Raw genomic sequence first — 15,534 nt, forward strand, 5'->3', positions numbered from 1 at the left:
CCCTCAGCCTGGAGGCGCTGACTGCCTGGTCAGACCCACTTTCGGCGTTTCTGTTTGTGACGCCTCGATACCGGTGATGAGCGCATTCGAAGACTTTTTCCGCGGATCTGTCACAGGCCGGAGGGCTGCCCGGTCTTAGCTGGCGACCGCGAGGGCAACCGACGCCCCGGCGCACAGGAAGGCTCGTCCATGAAGATCGTGGTTATCGGCGGCACCGGCATGATCGGCTCGAAACTCGTGTCGATGCTCGGCGAGCAGGGTCATGAGGCGGTGGCGGCCTCGCCGAACACCGGCGTCAACACCCTCACCGGCGAAGGGCTGGCGGAGGTGCTGGCCGGCGCGTCCGTCGTGATCGACGTGTCCAACTCGCCGTCCTTCGAGGACGCCGCGGTGCTGGAGTTCTTCGAGACCTCCACGCGCAACCTGCTCGCGGCCGAGTCGGCGGCCGGCGTGGGCCACCACGTCGTGCTGTCGGTCGTGGGCGCCGAGCGGCCCCCCGAGCGCGGCTACTTCCGGGCGAAGATGGCGCAGGAGAGCCTGATCGAGAAGTCGTCGATCCCGTTCTCGATCGTGCACGCGACGCAGTTCTTCGAGTTCGCCCGGGGCATCGCGGACGAGGCCACCGACGGCGGCACGGTCCGGATCGCGCCCGTGCTCTTCCAGCCCATCGCCGGTGAGGACGTCGCCAGGGCGGTCGCCCGGGTCGCGGTGGGGACGCCGCTGAACGGCCGGATCGAGATCGGCGGGCCCGAGCAGGGGCGGATGGACGAGTTCTTCCGCAACGCCCTGGCCGCCTGGGGCGACTCGCGCGAAGTGGTCACCGACCCGCACGCGCACTACTTTGGCGCCGAAGTGGATGAGCGGTCGCTGGTGCCGGACGACGGTGCGGTGCTCGGCGACATCTCGTACGCCGAGTGGCTGAGCAGGGCCGGCCGCTGAGCACGCCGCATCACGATCTACGGAGGAACCGCTCATGTCCGGCACCGAGCCGACACCGAGATCGACCGCCTGGCAGACGGCGCTCACCATGCTGCAGGAGGCCGAACCGCCGTTCATCCCGGCGGGAGCGCACGCGATGACCGTGGTCATCGAGTACCCGCCGGGCGACCCCGGGACACCGCCGCACCGGCACTCGGGCCCGGCGTTCGGCTACGTCCTGGAGGGCGAGATGCGCCTGGAGATCGAAGGCGAGCCTGAGCGGGCCGTGCCCGCCGGCGAGGCGTTCTGGGAGCCGGGCGGCGACGTCATCCATTACCAGGACGGCAACAACCGCGACGACGTCCGGCTCCGCTTCACCGTGACGATGCTGTGCGAGCCGGGCCGGCCGATGCTCACGCTGGTGGACGACGCGGAGCTCGCTCAGCGCAGGGACCGCCGGGCTCCGCGCCCTTCCTGACGACGACGGACAGGACAGGACAAGACAGGCTGGATGACATCATGAGGGCTCGTCCGGCTGTCCTGGGGAGCGGGCCGGCAGATCCTTCGAGCAGCGGAACAGGGGAGATCAGCATGGGGGACGCCGGGCCGGAGGATCTCGACCAGGCCGTGGCGGTCTTCGCGGGGGTGCGACCGCGGCTGTTCGGGATCGCGTACCGGATGCTGGGCAGCGCCGCGGAGGCGGAGGACCTGGTGCAGGACGTGTGGCTGCGCTGGCAGAGCTACGACCGCGCCACCGTCACCGACCCGGCCGCGTTCCTCGCGACGGCGATCACCCGCCTCGCCATCAACGCCCTGCAGTCCGCACGGGTCCGCCGCGAGACCTACATCGGCCCGTGGCTTCCCGAGCCCGTCGACACCGGCGCCGACCCGTACCTCGGGGCCGAGCGGGGCGAGGCGCTCGGCTTCGCGGTCCTGCTCCTGCTGGAACGGCTCTCGCCGACCGAACGTGCGGCCTACGTGCTGCGGGAGGCGTTCGACTATCCCTATCGGCAGATCGCCGACATCATCCAGGTGAGCGAGGTCGCGGTACGCCAGCTCGTCAGCAGGGCCCGCAAGCACCTCGTCTCGGAGCGCCGCGCGCCGGTGACCCCGGCCGAGCAGCGCAGGCTGCTCACGGCCTTCGTCGCCGCCGCCCGCGCCGGTGATCTCGCCGCGCTGGAGGGCATTCTCGCGGCGGACGCGGTCAGTTACTCCGACGGCGGCGGGGCCGTGCGCGCCTCGCGGTTCCCCGTCGTGGGCGCGTCGCGGGTGGCGAGGTACGTCAGGGCGTTCGCGGACCGGTTCTGGGCAGGGGTCGAGGTGGAGTGGGGCAGCGTGAACGGGCAGGCGGCCGCGCTGCTGCGGCGGGACGGCGAGGTGTTCACCGTCCTCACCGTCAACGCTTCCGACCAGGGCATCGATCAGGTGCTGTGGATGATGAACCCCGCCAAGATCACCGCGGCCTGACCCTCCTGCTGGCGGGGTGCCGCGGTGACGGCGTTCGTTCGTTGCGTGCAGCGGGTGTTCGTTCGTGGGGGCAGTGAGCGCTCGTCTGTGCGGTGGTTCGTTCGTGCGGGCAGCGGGTGCTCGTCTGTGCGGTGGTTCGTTCGTGCGGGCAGCAGGTCAGGCGGTGCCATGGGGGTTGTCGATGACGTAGCGCCACCGGCCGTCCGCGCCGCGCCGTACGACGTCGGTGGCGGTGCCGCTCATGTCCACGGCGCTCCCGTCGCGCGCGGTGCCGCTGATCGACCAGTCCACGATGAGCAGCGCGATGTCGCCGGAGACGTACACGTGTCTGGGCCGCGCCCGCATCGGCAGCCCCAGGCTCTGCAGGTGCTGGTTCGCGGCGAGCCGGGCGGGACCTGTGACCGGATGACCGGGTACGGGGACGAGCACGCCGTCGTCCTCGTAAAGGCGATCGAGAGCTTGGGCGTCACCGGCGTTCATGGCCGCTACGAAGCGGGAGGCCGGGCTGTCGGGGTCGCCGACGGGAACCTTGCGAGGTCCGGAAGTGTCATGACTGTTCATGACAGAATGATCGTATCACATTGTGGACATTCTTCGCGAGATCAAGAATGTCGTGGGCGCCCGCTAGTGTCCCGGCCATGGCTAGCGCGGCGGCGTGCGTACACGTCCGACAGATAGGGCTCGACCAGGCATCGAGCCGTTGTGAGTTCCCGGTTTCCCGCACGATGCCCGGCGGCCTGCCTCCGGCGCCGGCGGGGAAGGCGCGTACCGATGTGGCCGCCTTCGGGGTGAAGGCGGCGGCGCCCACCGGGTGCGGCCGTGCCGTCCAGGAGGTGGGCGCGTGAACGCGTGGGAACACCTGCTCAAGCTCGCCGCCGCCTGCGACACCGTCGGCGCGGTCCGGCTGGTCACCGAGCTGGACCCGGCCGATCGCAAGGCGATCGCGGCGGAGCTGCCCCGCTACGTCACCAAGCGCAGCCGCTCCGGCGCCTGGTGGGAGTGGCCCAGGGAGCGGACGCCGCTCATGGTGGCGGGCGTCGCCTGCATGAGCGGCGCGGCGGCGGTGAGCGCGTGGCTGCTGCGGCGTGAGTTCCGCTGGATGAGCGATCCTGACAAGGCCGATCAGGTGCTCGGCCTGCTGCGCGAGCGGCCCGCCGAGTGGCAGGCCGACGTGGCCAGGCGCATCGCCGCCCGCCTGCGCCTGCCCGACCTGACGCACTGGGCGGTGGCCGCGGCCATCGTCAGGGAGACCGGCATCGAGCCGCCGGACGAGGACGCGTTCATGGTCGGGTGGCTGCGCGAGCTGGATCCGGCGACCGCCGCCGGAGATCCGCTGTTCGCCGCGTACGGGCCGCGCATCTTCGAGATCGACGGCCTCGGCGCCGCGGGCCTCTGGCGGGTGGTCGAGTCCGTCGTGCGGCTGACCGGCGACGGGCTCCTGGATCGCGCGGCCGTCGTCGACGGCCTCGTCCGGCGGCTGCTGCGCGACGGCCCGGCCGCGCTGACCCCCCTCGCGGGGCTGCACGACCGGCTCGACCCCGACCTTGACGAGGCGGCCGCCCGTGCCCGCGACTACGCCAGGCTGCTGCCCGCGGGGCCGACCGCGGTGGCCGACCTGGCGCTGGCCCAGCTCCGGCGGCTGGAGGAGGCCGGACGGCTGGAGGAGGAGCTGTTCACGGAGTCGGTGGCGGCGCTGGTGTTCCGGCCGGAGAAGAAGCTGCTGCGCGCGGCCGTCTCGTGGGCGGGCGACGCCGTCCTGCGTGACGCGGGGCGGGTGGACGTCGTGCTGGAGGCGCTGGCGACGGTCTTCGTTCAGGACACGCTGGCGCTGCAGGAGCGGGCCGTGCGCCTGGCGGTCAAGGTGGCGCCGCAGGCGGGGGAGCCGGGCCGCGAAGCCGTGCGGCAGGCCGCGGCGGGGCTGCCCGCCGAGCTGCGCGAGAAGATCTCGGCAGCATACGGCGGCGGCCTGGCTGAGGAGGAGGCTCCGGTCGCGTCGCCGCTGACGGCCGGCCCGGTGCCGCGGCTGCCGCCGCCGATCGCCTCGCCGGACGAGCTGGCGCGGGCGATCGCCGGGCTCGGCTGGCCGCCGGACCCCTACGACTTCGAACGCCTGCTCGCCGGCCTGGCCGAATGGTCGCACCGGGAGCCCGGCGCGCTCCGCGAGGCACTGCGCCCGTGGTGGCAGCAGCTCACGCCCGACGCCTTCGGCCACTACGGTCGCGAAATCCGCGAAGGGGTCGCCGATGGGGTGCGGCGCGCGTTCTTCGCCTTCGCCGCGCCCAAGAAGAGCGCGACGGTGTCGAAGCGGGCCGCGTCGAAGCGCCGCGGGCGGGTCGCACTCGACGTGCTCGACCGGCTCTATCTGAGCCGTGCCCTGGAGCTCGTGCCGTGCTTCGAGAAGGGCGGCGGATACCCGGTCCTGCTGGCCACGCCCACGACGGGCACCGGGCATGTCGATCCGGGCGTGCTGCTCGATCGTCTCGAGCTCCTGGAGGCCGCGGGGGTGGCGGCGCTGCCCGCCGACCTCGCGCAGGCGCTGCTGCGGCTGCCCAGGGAGATCTCCGGCGCGGACGCCCGGCGGGCCGCGGCGCTGACGTCGGAGGCGGGCCGAAGCTGCGCGGCCTGGATGCGCGGCGGCGGGCTGGCCGACCCTGTGGTGAGCGTGTCAGCGCGCAAGAGCGACGGCTGGCCACCGTGCGAGCTGCGGATCGCGATCGAGCCTCCGGCCGCGGACCTGCCCGAGCCGATCCGGCGGCTGTTCGAGCTGCGCTCCGGCTACACCTACACGGCGGCCTGGTGGCCCCTCGCCCTGCCCGCGCACCGGGAGATCGTGGCGGCCCACCTGGCCGGCTACCTGCCGGCCTCGATGGAGTCGCGCGACCCCCAGGTGGAGGTGCTGGCGAGCCTGGTGCAGGGGGAGGGCCCGCTCGGGCAGGCCACGGCGTACGCGCTGGCCTGCGGCATGGGGCACATGAACGCCGCCGGCCGGGCGGCCGCCGTCGATGCGCTGCTGACGCTGGCGGCGCGCGGTGAGGTGCCGGTGGCGGCGCTGGGCGAGGCGGTCATCAAGCTGGTGGGGTCCGACTTACTCAAGCTCAACCGGGTGGTCGCGGTGTTCGAGGACGCCACGCAGGCGGGGGCGCACGAGGCGGTGTGGGCGCTGATCGCGTACCTCCTGCCGGGCCTGCTGCCCAAGGACGGCGAACGCCCCCGCACGGGGGTCGCGGACCTGCTGGCGGCGGGGGCGAGGGCGGCACGGATCGCGGGAGTGCGGGCGGACCTGCCGGAGGTGGCGGCGGTCGCGGCCCGGAAGGGGTCGAGCAGGCTGGTGCAGGAGGCGCGGCGGCTGCGCCACCTGCTCACCGCACCTTAGAAATCTACATTGTAAAGGCGCTCGGATGGGACGTGTCGCCACACGTCCCCGTGATCAGGGCATGCTCCCGGGTCAGGGGGTCCCGAGTAGGGTTCTGGCCTCGGCGAGGGTTTCGGCCTGCCGCATCCAGTCCTCGCCGTCCAGGGCCAGGCCGACCGCGTTCGCCCCGGCTTCGGCGTAGGCGGCGAGGTGTTCTGCGGCCTGCGCGGCGTTGCCGGTGACCGGTATGCGTGCCGCCTCCTGCGCCGGCATGCGGTGCACCTCGACCAGCGTTTTGACGAACGCGTCCACGGCGGCGGGGTCGTCGGTGAGGATGGCGTGCCCGCCCACGGAGATCGCGGGTACGGGCCGGTCGAGCTCCCCGGCGATCTCGCGCAGCCGGGCCGCCTTGCGCGCGAGCTCACCGGGGCTGATGAGGGAGGGCGCCCACCCGTCGCCGTACCGGACGGCACGGCGCATCGCCGCCTCCGAGTTACCGCCCACGAAGATCGGCGGGACCGTCGTGGGCGGGCCGAGCGTGACCACCTGCCCGCTCACCTCGGTCGGCTCCCCGCGGATGAGGCCGGGCAGGGCCTGGAGGGCCTTGTCGGTCCACCGGCCGCGGTCGCGTTCGGGGGCGCCGACGGCGCGCCAGAACGGTGTGCCGGGGAAGCCGCCGATCCCGACGCCCAGGATCACCCGGCCGCCCGAGAGGTGCTGCAGCGTCTGCACCTGGGCGGCGACCCAGGCGGTGGGGCGCAGCGGCAGGGTGAGGACGCCGAACTCCAGGCCGATGCGCTGGGTCGCGCTCGCGGCGGCGGCCAGGACGAGCGGGGCGTCGAATCCGGGTGTGCCCTCGCCGAGCAGCAGGTCGGAGGTTCCGGCGGCGTCGTAGCCGAGCTGTTCGAGGTGGCGGGCCATGGCGATGTCCGGCACGCCGTCCGGGCGGGCGGGCAGGGTGGTGGTGATCCGCATGGGATCCTCCTTGAGGCAGCGTGCGGGCCGTTACGTACGGCAACGCTAGGACCTCAAGTAAGGTTGAGGGCAAATCGTCAGGCGGGCACCGGGACGATGTCGGCCTCGATCGCGGTGACGGCGGCCATGGCCCCGAACGCCAGCAGGTAGACGGTGCAGTGGTCGCTGAACCGGCGGTCGGTGGCGCGCCAGGCGGCGACGTGCTCGTCGGTGATGGCCTCCGGCGCGAGGCCGGCCAGGATCGCCAGCCGCGCGCCGAGGCGTTCCTGCTCAGGCAGCGCCGCCAGCGGCTCCTCCAGCCAGTCGCCGGCGGCCGTGCGGCGGCCGCGGTGGCCGGCGATCACCTGGGTCGCCACGTCGGCGGCCGCGTCGCTGAGCAGTCCGCCGCCCTGGGCGGCGGTGGCGACGAGGGCGGCGTAGGCGGCGCCGATCGGTGAGCCGGCCGCCCACGCCGGCGGCGGGCCCGAGGGCAGCCCGTCCAGCAGGGGCAGGGTGGCGCCGGGGGACAGGTCCTGGCCGAGTTCGCGAAGGACGGGGGCGCCGTCGAAGGGGGGTTCGTCGTCGGGGTCCATGGTGCCGGGGGTGAGCCCGGCGGGCAGCAGGGCGGCGGCCGCCCGGTCGACGAAGTGGGTGAACAGGGCGGTGCCGAGGTATTCGGCGGCGGCCTGGCCGGAGAACGGCGGCCGGCCCGGGTCGCGGCCTTCGACGCCGGTGGAGGCGGCCCATCGCAGCAGCGCGGCGAGGTGCGGGTCAGCCGGGGCGCCGCCGCCTTCAATGTCGTCGGCCAGCTCGGGCCGGCCCAGCAGCCGCAGCACCGCCAGGAACGCCTGGACGTCGTAGTCCAGCCTGTTGGCCTGCGCCGCGCCCAGGGCCACCATGACCTTGTCCAGGACGGGTACGTCGCCGGCCAGCTGGGCCTCGCGCATCAGCGACCAGCCCGCGGCCATCAGCTCGGGCACGGGCGACATCATCATCACGGCGGGGCCGATGCTGCTGAACTCGGCGTTGACCTGCGCGTACACCTCGGCCACCACGCCCTTGGCGCGGTCGGGGGAGACGGGGGTGATGTGACGGATCAGGGACGGCATGAACCAGGCCTTTCGACAGTCGTGTGATGCGGTGCCTGAAAGCATGGCGGCCGGTGCCGGGCGGTGTCGTCGTCCAGCCGGAGGGACTCTCGCATACTCCCCGGGGGGTATATCGCGGCCGGGGTACGGCGGGGGAGGTAGGCCGGGCGGGGCGATCTGGATCGGCTTGCCGATTTGCCCGCAGGATGCCTGCCGACCGCCGTTCCGGCGGGAGTGGACGAGGTCTGGTGACCGTCGGCGATGGTCAGCGGGCCGGTTGCCTTGACGGTTCGGAGCGCGGGAGCGGTCTCGATCGTGTGAATGCGTTCGGCCGAGTCGAGCCCATGGGTCGGGTAGCGGTGCACGGCGGCCGGATCGGTGCACAGCGCGTTGGCCATCAGGTTGGTGGTGGCGGCGACGAAGGCGAGTTCGGCGTGCTCGGCCAGGGTGGTGGCGACCCGGTCCAGGCGCGCCGGGGCGGCGGTCAGGCGCAGCATCCACTGAGCCTGACCGGAGTGCCGGATGTCGGGCAGCCCTACGACGCGCGGGCAGCCCACGACGCGTAGCGCGACCTCGGCGGTCAGTCGCGCCGGTAGCGGCAGGCCACGGTCTGGGTGGAGACGCCCAGGACGGGCCGCGTCCGCCTCGGCGAGGCTGCCTCTCGGCATTTGCCGCGTATGCCCGCGCGGCGGCCTGCCGCTGAGAGCGCCGGCGGCCGCGACGCCTGCGGCCCAGTCCAGCGCGGTTGAGACACCGGACCAACCTGAAACGCGTCGGTGCCGCCGCCCTCCGAGGCGTGCCAGGTTGGTCCGGCGCGCGCCAGAACACTGCCGGGCTACAGGTCGTGGTTGCCGGTGGAACCGCCGTGCTCTCAGCGGCAGGCCGTCTGACCCGCTCAGCCGAACAGCGACAGGTCTATGGAGTCGGCCAGGGCCTGGTAGCCGGCATCGCTGCCGTGCAGATGGTCGCCGCAGTGAAAGTCCGCCCTGATCCGGCTGGGGCGGTCCGGGTCGCGCCAGACGGCGTCGAAGTCCAGCACCGCGTCGAAGGCGCCGCCGGTGCGGATCCATTCGTTGACCGTCTGGCGTGCGCTCTCGCCCTCCGGTGTGCAGATCTCCGCGCCCTCGAACGGCGCGATCGTGGTGCCGTAGACCCGTACGCCGCGTTCGTGCGCGCGGGCGATCAGCTGGCGGTAGCCCGCGATGACGTCGTCCGTCGTCACCGGCGCGCCGGGGAACATCTTCAGGAAATCGGCGAGGGGACCGTCGTCGCGTGGGGCGAAGGAGATGCCGATGTCGTTGCCGCCCACGGAGAGCACCACGTAGCCGAGGCCGGGCGTCGCCAGCACGTCGCGGTCGAAGCGGGCCAGGGCAGCGGCGCCGATGCCGTCGTTGAGCAGCCGGTTGCCGCTGATGCCCTGGTTGGAGACGTAGCCGGCGGCCATGCCGTGCTCGGCGAGACGCTCGGCCAGCAGCTCCGGCCAGCTGTGGTTGGCGTCCGGGGTCGAGCCGGCGCCGTCGGTCCGGGAGTCGCCCACCATGACGATGGTCTTGGCCGGGGCGCCGGGGAGCAGCTCGACGGCGGAGATCAGGGCCCGCACCGGCAGGACCTCGGCGTTGTCCGGCAGGGTGGGGGCGGTGACGGCGTTGCCCGGGATCGTCCAGCCGGCGTCCAGGGCGGGGTCGTGGCAGGTGCAGGTCTCCACGCGGCCCGGCAGGTAGAGGCTGATGGACAGCTTGGCGAGGGCGGGCAGGGGCAGGTCGAGCGGGTCGCTGAGGATCGGGCCGCCCGCCGGGACGGTGACGGCCGGCGCGCCGGAGAAGGTCAGCACGCGTTCGCTGCCCGGCTGCACCCCGCCGCCGGTCGCCGCCAGGCCCACCTGTGCCGCGCCGATGGTGAAGGGCGCGGTCCCGAACTCGTTGGTGAAGCGGATGCGCACCCGGCGACCGCCGCCGCTGATGCGCACCACCTGGCGCAGGGTCACGTCGGCGAGCGGCGGGTGGCCGTCCAGCGAGCCGATCCCATCGTGGGCCGCCTGGGGCGAGGCGCCCCAGGTCCGGACCCAGTTGCCGGCGTCGTTCGTTTCGGTCATCTGTTGTCTCCGTTGTTCGTGATGGTGGTGCGGCATCCGAAGACTGAGGCGGGGCGCTGACATACGGCGAACACGGCCCTGACACGGCGGTCCCGATTTGGGGACTTGCGGGGGAGCGCGCGAGGATCGTGGGTATGGACGGGGGTGCACGGCTTCGCATCACGCTGCTCGGCGCGTTCGAGGCGTCTCGCGGCGACGTCGTCCTGCGTGTTCCGGGTGCGCGGTTGCAGGGGCTGCTCGTCCGGCTGGCGCTCGCCGGTGGGCGCGCGGTCGAGCCGGGTGTGCTGGTCGACGCGATCTGGGGCGAGGAGCCGCCGTCCGGTCCCGGCCCCGCCCTGCAGACCCTCGTCTCCCGGCTGCGCCGCGCGCTCGCCCCGGCCGACGTGGCCGGTGGTGTGGCCGGTGGTGTGGCCGGTGGTGTGGCCGGTGGTGTGGCCGTGCAGGTCGCGGGCGGCTACCGGCTGGCGGTGGACGCGGCCGACGTGGACGCGCTGCGCTTCGAGCAGCTCACCGCTGCCGGTCGGGAGAGGCTGCGGGCAGGCGACCCCGAGGCTGCGGGCGCCGTGCTTTCCGAGGCTCTGGCGTTGTGGGGCGACCCTCCTGGCGCCGAACCTGCGGTCATCGCCGCGGTCGCGCCCACGGTCGCGACACGGTTGGCACACGTGTCGATCGAGGCGGTCGCCGACCTCGCCGAGGCCGAGTTGTCGCTGGGCCGGGCCGAGGCGGCCGCCGCCCGGCTGACCGGGCTGCTCGCCGAGCACCCCGTCCACGAACGGGCGGCCGCGCTGCTGATGGACGCGCTCGCCGCCCAGGGGCGTCAGGCCGAGGCGCTGGCCGTCTACGAGCGGGTCCGCCAGACGCTGGCCGACGTCCTCGGCGCCGACCCGGGCACCGCCATGCGGGAACGCCATCTGCGCCTGCTGCGCCCCGACCGGCCCACCCTGGCACCAGACGGCTCACCCGGAGGCGCCCCGGCCGGGAGCCCGGCGGCTTCAAGTGCCCCAGCTGGGAGCGCGGTGAACTCGAGGGCTCCGATGACGGCGGCGACCGCCCGGGCCACGAACGCGACGGAAGCGGGCGGAGCACACGTGAGCCCGGCGGACGCGGGCGCGGCACGCACGAGCCCGGCGGACGCGGGCGCGGCGGACGCGAACGCGGTACGCATCAGCCCAGCAGGCGCAAGCTCGGCGGACGCGGGCGCAACGGACGCGGTAGGCATGAGCCCGGCGGAAGCAGACGCGGCGCGCATCAGCCCAGCAGGCGCGAGCCCGGCGGACGCGGGCCCAGCGGACACGGGCGCAGCAGGCGTAAGCCGGACGGGCGGGAACGCCGATGGCGGGGGCAGTGCGGCGGTAACCGGGCGGGACGCCGGGTGGCAGGCGGCCACTGAACCCGGGCGGCTCCGGCCGGGCAATCTGCCCGCGCCACTGACCAGTTTCATCGGCCGCGACGACGACCTCACCCGCATCGGCAGCCTGCTCGCCACCGGACGCCTGGTCACCGTCCTCGGCCCCGGCGGCGCCGGGAAGACCCGGCTCGCGCTGGAGGCCGCTCGCCGCCACCGCCACGAATACCGCGACGGCGCCTGGCTCATCGACCTCGCGTCCGTCACCGAACCGGCGGAGATCGCCACGGCGGTGCTCGCCGGGATCGGGTTGCGGGGCGGCGTGATGCTCGACGCCCGCAAGCGGATCGAGGGTGACGAGCTGGACGTCCTCGTCGGCGAGTTCGGCGGCCGGGAGAGCCTGCTGCTGGTCGACAACTGCGAGCACCTGATCGACGCCGTGGCCCACCTGGTCGCGGCGCTGCTACCCCGCTGCCCCGGGCTGCGCGTGCTCGCCACCAGCCGCGAACCCCTCGCGGTCGACGGTGAGGCGCTGGTGCCGTTGGGCCCGCTCGCGCTGCCCGGCCCGGACGACAGCGCCGAACACGCCCGGGGAGCGGCCTCGGTGCGCCTGTTCACCGAGCGGGCCGCCGCCGTGCGACCCGGGTTCGACGTCGACGAGACCACGCTGCCGGACGTCGTGCGCGTGGTGCGCGGCCTGGACGGCATGCCGCTGGCGCTGGAGCTGGCCGCGGCCCGGTTGCGGACGCTGTCACTGCCCGACCTGGCCGGCGGGCTCTCCGACCGGTTCCGGCTGCTCACCACCGGCAGCCGTACCGCACCGCCCCGGCACCGTACCCTGCGCGCGGTCATCGCCTGGAGCTGGGAGCTGCTGAGCGAGCACGAGCGCACCGTCGCGGAGCGGATCTCCATCCTGCCCGGCGGCGTCACACCCGCCTCAGCCACCGCCGTCTGCGCGGGCACCGCCGTGCCCGGCGCCGCGGTCCCCGAGCTGCTCGCCGCCCTGGTCGACCGGTCACTGCTGCAGCTCGCGCCCGGCGCCGGCCGCTACCGCATGCTCGAAACCATCCGCGAGTACGGCGCCGACCGCCTGACCGGCACCGGCGACCTCCGAGCGGCCCGCGACCTGGCCGCCGCCCACTTCACGGATCTGATGGCCCGCTACGACCCGCAGCTGCGCGGGTCCGGCCAGCTGACGGCCATGGGGGTCATCGGCGCCGAGTACGACAACACGCTCGCCGCCCTGCGCCACCTGTGCGCCACCGGCGACTCCTCCGGCGCGATCACCCTCGCCCTGACCCTGATCTGGTATTGGCAGATGTTCGGCCGCCACGCCGACGCCGCCTACTGGCTGGGCGAGGCCCTGGCGGTGCCCGGCGGCGGGCCGACGCCCGAGCGCGACTGCGCCCGAGCCGCGTACCTGCTCAACCGGGTGGACATCCTGTCGGGGGTCACCGCGGGGGAAGCCGCGGACGAGCGGGCGGAGATGCGTGAGCTGGGCGGCCGGTTGCTCGCGCATCCGGAGCTGCCGAGCCACTACCGCGTGTTCGGCCCGGTCCTGCTCTTCCTGGAGGAGGAGCAGGCCGCGCTCGCGATCTTCCAGCGCCTGGCCGACGGCGGCGACGTGTGGGTGGCCGGGCTGGCCCACATGTTCCAGGCCGAGATCGCCGAGAACGCGGGCACGCCCGACCGGATGCGTGTCCACGTGGAGGCGGCCCTGACCTGCTTCCGTCAGGCCGGTGACCGCTGGGGCCAGGCCGGCACGCTGCCGATGCGCGCCCGGCTGCGGCGATACGACGACCTCGACGGCGCGCTGGCCGACCTGCGCGAGGCACAGACGCTGGCGGGCGAGTTCGGCTCGCTCAGCCTCGGCGACCAGCTCTACAGCGACCTGCGCTGGATCGACGTGCACATCCGGCGCGGCGACACCGGCCGGGCGATGGCGATGATCGACTCCGCCCGGGAGCGGGCGCTGCACGCGTCCTCGGCGGAGATGCTGGTCCTGGTCGACGCGTGGGAGGCCGGCGTGCGGGTGCGGCTCGGCGACCTGGACAGGGCGGCCGGCCTGCTCGACGCCGCCGAACGAGGTCTGCGCGGCGACACCGCGTTCCCCGCGGATCATGCCAGGACGCTGGTCGGCAGCGCACGGGCCGCGCTGTGCCTGGCGCTGGGCGACCTGCCAGGCGCGGACAGGGCGCTGCGGGCGGCGTACGCGGCCGCGCTGGCGACCCGGGAGCTGCCGGCCCTGTCGCCGGTGGCGGTGAACGCGGCCGCGCTCGCCGCGACGCGCGGGCGGCAGCACGAGTCGGCCGCGCTGCTCGGGGCCGCCGCCCGGCTGCGGGGCACGCACGACCACACCGATCCGCAGGTCCGCGAGCTCACCCGCCGCGGTCAGGCCGCGCTGGGCGGGGACGGGTTCGCCGCGGCGTACGCGCAGGGCTGGGAGCTGGACACGAAGACGGCCGTGACCGCAGCCGACCCGGCCTCGGGGATGTACGGCCAAAGGCGGCCGTGACCGGCTTCGGGGATGTACGGCACCGCTCGATCACCCGGAGCGCCCGCACGCGTACGGAAGACTGCCTGGCCACCGTCGCGCTCCGAGCGCTTCAGGGGCCGACGTCACAGGTGAAGAGGTTCCGCGTCAAGCGGGACAAGGACGCAGAACACGTTGCCCTCCGGGTCGGCCAGCACCGTCCACGGGACGTCGCCCTGCCCCACGTCGGCGGGCGTCGCACCGAGGTCCATCAGGCGCGCGACCAGCTCCGCCTGATGAGCGGCGGAGGTGGTGGCGAGGTCGAGGTGCACGCGGTACTTCACCGTCTCGGGGTCCGGGACGGTGACGAAGTCCACGCAGACGGCGGCGGGGTCCGGCCAGACGAAGCCCGGCGAGACCAGCGTCGAACCCGTCCCCTCGCCGGAAAGGCCCCAGCCGAGCGCCTCCGCCCAGAACCGGCCGAGCGCCGGGTCATCCCCGGCCCTGACGTTCACGTGGACAAGTCGCAGCGTCAACCTCAGCCGCCGGGCGGGTCAGGCCGGCTTGTCGATGAGGATGCGCCAGCCGTGCGCCGGGACCACGGCCGGGTCGCCTTCGCCGGAGTCGCCGGCCTCGGCGAGGGTGGCGTGCGTGATGTCGACGGGGCAGCGCCAGGGCTGATCGTCCAGGTTGAGCAGGGTGAGCAGGGCCCGGTCGCCGCCGATGCCGGTGCGCAGCGCGGCGGTGCGATTGGTCAGGTGCGTCACGTTCGTGCGGGCCCTGGCCAGCCAGGGGTGCCGCCTGCGCAGGCCGATGAGGCGCCGGTGCAGCGCGTAGACGTCGCGGCCTGCTTCCGGCAGGTCGGCGGGGGAAGGCGGGAAGGCGGGCCTGATGGCGTCGTCGCCGCCTGCGCGTTCTTCCTTGACGCCCCGCAGGCCCAGCTCGTCGCCGTAGTAGACGCTGGGCACGCCACCGACGGTGAACAGCACGGCCAGGGCGTGGCCGAGGTGGCGGGGGTCGTCCAGTTGGCTGGCGATCCTGGTGACGTCGTGGTTGCCGACGAAGGTGAGGGGGGCGAAGGTGGCGAGCATGGCGTCCTGCCGGTCGAGGGCGTGCGCGAGCTCGTAGAGGTTGCGGTCGTTGAGCGAGCTCCAGGTGGCCTTCCACAGCTCGTACTGGGTGACGGAGTCGAGGGTGGACCGGGCGACGTAGCCGGCGTAGTCGCCGTGGATGACCTCGCCGGCGAACCACGCCCGCGGGTGGCGGGCGCGCACACGGGGCAGCACCTGCCGCCAGAATTCGGCCGGTACGGCGTAGGCGGCGTCCAGCCGCCAGCCGTCGGCGCCCCGGTCGAGCCAGTGGCCGAGCACCGAGACGACGTAGTCCTGGACCGCCTCCTGGGCGTGGTCGAGTGCGACCAGGCGGTGGTGCCCTTCGAAGGTGTCGTAGTCCGCCGCGCCTGGCCGCTTCCTGAGCCAGCCGGCGTCGCCGGTGAAGGAGCGGCCGACGTGGTTGAACACGCCGTCGAGCACGATGCGCAGGTCGCGTTCGCGCGCCTGGGCGATCAGCGCGTCGAAGTCGGCGTCGTCGCCGAGCCGCGGGTCGATGGCGAAGTGGTCCACGGTGTCGTAGCCGTGCGTCTCGGAGGCGAAGATCGGGCCCAGCAGCAGCCCGGTGCAGCCGAGGCCGGCGGCGTGGTCGAGCCACGGCTCCAGCCGCCGCAGCCGGTGCACAGGGCCGGCCCCGGAGACGGCGGCGGGCGGCGCGCCCACGAAGCCGAGCGGGTAGACCTGCCACCAGATCGCCTCGTCACTCCACACCGGGCTCATGTCTCTCAACGGTATG

The 15,534-nt window shown here is 73.9% G+C and carries 11 protein-coding genes and 1 pseudogene; 5 read left to right on the forward strand and 7 right to left on the reverse strand.

Features of this window, described 5'->3' with window-relative positions:
- The first annotated feature begins 189 nt into the window (after positions 1–189).
- From ABEA43_RS46285 to ABEA43_RS46295, 3 genes are all read left to right on the forward strand, one after another.
- Entirely contained in the window at positions 190–939 is a 750-nt protein-coding gene (locus tag ABEA43_RS46285; RefSeq protein ID WP_345572452.1) for an SDR family oxidoreductase, read from the forward strand.
- 34 nt (positions 940–973) lie between these two features.
- On the forward strand, positions 974–1,396 hold the full coding sequence (locus ABEA43_RS46290) for a cupin domain-containing protein (protein ID WP_345572453.1): 423 nt from the start codon (positions 974–976) through the stop codon (positions 1,394–1,396).
- 113 nt (positions 1,397–1,509) lie between these two features.
- Complete coding sequence (locus tag ABEA43_RS46295) at positions 1,510–2,385, forward strand: RNA polymerase sigma-70 factor (RefSeq protein WP_345572454.1); 876 nt, start codon at positions 1,510–1,512, stop codon at positions 2,383–2,385.
- Positions 2,386–2,541: 156 nt separating this feature from the next.
- Here ABEA43_RS46295 and ABEA43_RS46300 read toward each other — a convergent pair whose 3' ends face one another.
- Positions 2,542–2,946: a YybH family protein gene (locus ABEA43_RS46300; protein ID WP_345572455.1), complete on the reverse strand. Its 405-nt coding sequence runs from the start codon at positions 2,944–2,946 to the stop codon at positions 2,542–2,544.
- 280 nt (positions 2,947–3,226) lie between these two features.
- Between ABEA43_RS46300 and ABEA43_RS46305 the strand changes: the two genes are divergently transcribed.
- Positions 3,227–5,758: a DUF7824 domain-containing protein gene (locus tag ABEA43_RS46305; protein WP_345572456.1), complete on the forward strand. Its 2,532-nt coding sequence runs from the start codon at positions 3,227–3,229 to the stop codon at positions 5,756–5,758.
- Positions 5,759–5,830: 72 nt separating this feature from the next.
- Here ABEA43_RS46305 and ABEA43_RS46310 read toward each other — a convergent pair whose 3' ends face one another.
- From ABEA43_RS46310 to ABEA43_RS46325, 4 genes are all read right to left on the reverse strand, one after another.
- A complete protein-coding gene (locus ABEA43_RS46310; protein ID WP_345572457.1) occupies positions 5,831–6,712 on the reverse strand; it encodes an LLM class flavin-dependent oxidoreductase in 882 nt (293 codons plus the stop codon).
- Between the two features lie 77 nt (positions 6,713–6,789).
- Positions 6,790–7,800 carry a DNA-binding protein gene (locus tag ABEA43_RS46315; protein ID WP_345572458.1) on the reverse strand — a complete coding sequence of 337 codons (1,011 nt, stop codon included), beginning with the start codon at positions 7,798–7,800 and terminating at the stop codon, positions 6,790–6,792.
- A complete protein-coding gene (locus ABEA43_RS46320) occupies positions 7,788–8,276 on the reverse strand; it encodes a hypothetical protein (protein WP_345572459.1) in 489 nt (162 codons plus the stop codon). Before ABEA43_RS46320 ends, ABEA43_RS46315 begins: the two co-directional genes overlap by 13 nt.
- Positions 8,277–8,674: 398 nt before the next feature.
- Complete coding sequence (locus ABEA43_RS46325) at positions 8,675–9,871, reverse strand: SGNH/GDSL hydrolase family protein (RefSeq protein WP_345572460.1); 1,197 nt, start codon at positions 9,869–9,871, stop codon at positions 8,675–8,677.
- Positions 9,872–10,005: 134 nt separating this feature from the next.
- Between ABEA43_RS46325 and ABEA43_RS46330 the strand changes: the two genes are divergently transcribed.
- Positions 10,006–13,731, forward strand: a complete 3,726-nt coding sequence (locus ABEA43_RS46330; RefSeq protein WP_345572461.1) for an AfsR/SARP family transcriptional regulator — start codon at positions 10,006–10,008, stop codon at positions 13,729–13,731.
- A 131-nt stretch (positions 13,732–13,862) separates the two neighbouring features.
- On the opposite strand, the pseudogene ABEA43_RS46335 reads toward ABEA43_RS46330, so the two are convergent.
- Positions 13,863–14,204: pseudogene (locus ABEA43_RS46335) on the reverse strand (VOC family protein); the annotation flags it as partial.
- Between the two features lie 39 nt (positions 14,205–14,243).
- Entirely contained in the window at positions 14,244–15,518 is a 1,275-nt protein-coding gene (locus tag ABEA43_RS46340) for an alpha-amylase family glycosyl hydrolase (protein ID WP_345572463.1), read from the reverse strand.
- Between the last annotated feature and the right edge of the window lie 16 nt (positions 15,519–15,534).

Source organism: Nonomuraea rosea, assembly GCF_039539705.1.
Taxonomy (GTDB): domain Bacteria; phylum Actinomycetota; class Actinomycetes; order Streptosporangiales; family Streptosporangiaceae; genus Nonomuraea; species Nonomuraea rosea.

What these genes read in the sequence shown, in the direction of transcription:
- ABEA43_RS46285 (WP_345572452.1), top strand. Translation starts at nt 190, where the DNA reads ATGAAGATCGTGGTTATCGGCGGCACCGGCATGATCGGCTCGAAACTC.
- ABEA43_RS46290 (WP_345572453.1), top strand. Translation starts at nt 974, where the DNA reads ATGTCCGGCACCGAGCCGACACCGAGATCGACCGCCTGGCAGACGGCG.
- ABEA43_RS46295 (WP_345572454.1), top strand. Translation starts at nt 1,510, where the DNA reads ATGGGGGACGCCGGGCCGGAGGATCTCGACCAGGCCGTGGCGGTCTTC.
- ABEA43_RS46300 (WP_345572455.1), bottom strand. Translation starts at nt 2,946, where the DNA reads ATGAACAGTCATGACACTTCCGGACCTCGCAAGGTTCCCGTCGGCGAC.
- ABEA43_RS46310 (WP_345572457.1), bottom strand. Translation starts at nt 6,712, where the DNA reads ATGCGGATCACCACCACCCTGCCCGCCCGCCCGGACGGCGTGCCGGAC.
- ABEA43_RS46315 (WP_345572458.1), bottom strand. Translation starts at nt 7,800, where the DNA reads ATGCCGTCCCTGATCCGTCACATCACCCCCGTCTCCCCCGACCGCGCC.
- ABEA43_RS46320 (WP_345572459.1), bottom strand. Translation starts at nt 8,276, where the DNA reads ATGCTGCGCCTGACCGCCGCCCCGGCGCGCCTGGACCGGGTCGCCACC.
- ABEA43_RS46325 (WP_345572460.1), bottom strand. Translation starts at nt 9,871, where the DNA reads ATGACCGAAACGAACGACGCCGGCAACTGGGTCCGGACCTGGGGCGCC.
- ABEA43_RS46330 (WP_345572461.1), top strand. Translation starts at nt 10,006, where the DNA reads ATGGACGGGGGTGCACGGCTTCGCATCACGCTGCTCGGCGCGTTCGAG.
- ABEA43_RS46340 (WP_345572463.1), bottom strand. Translation starts at nt 15,518, where the DNA reads ATGAGCCCGGTGTGGAGTGACGAGGCGATCTGGTGGCAGGTCTACCCG.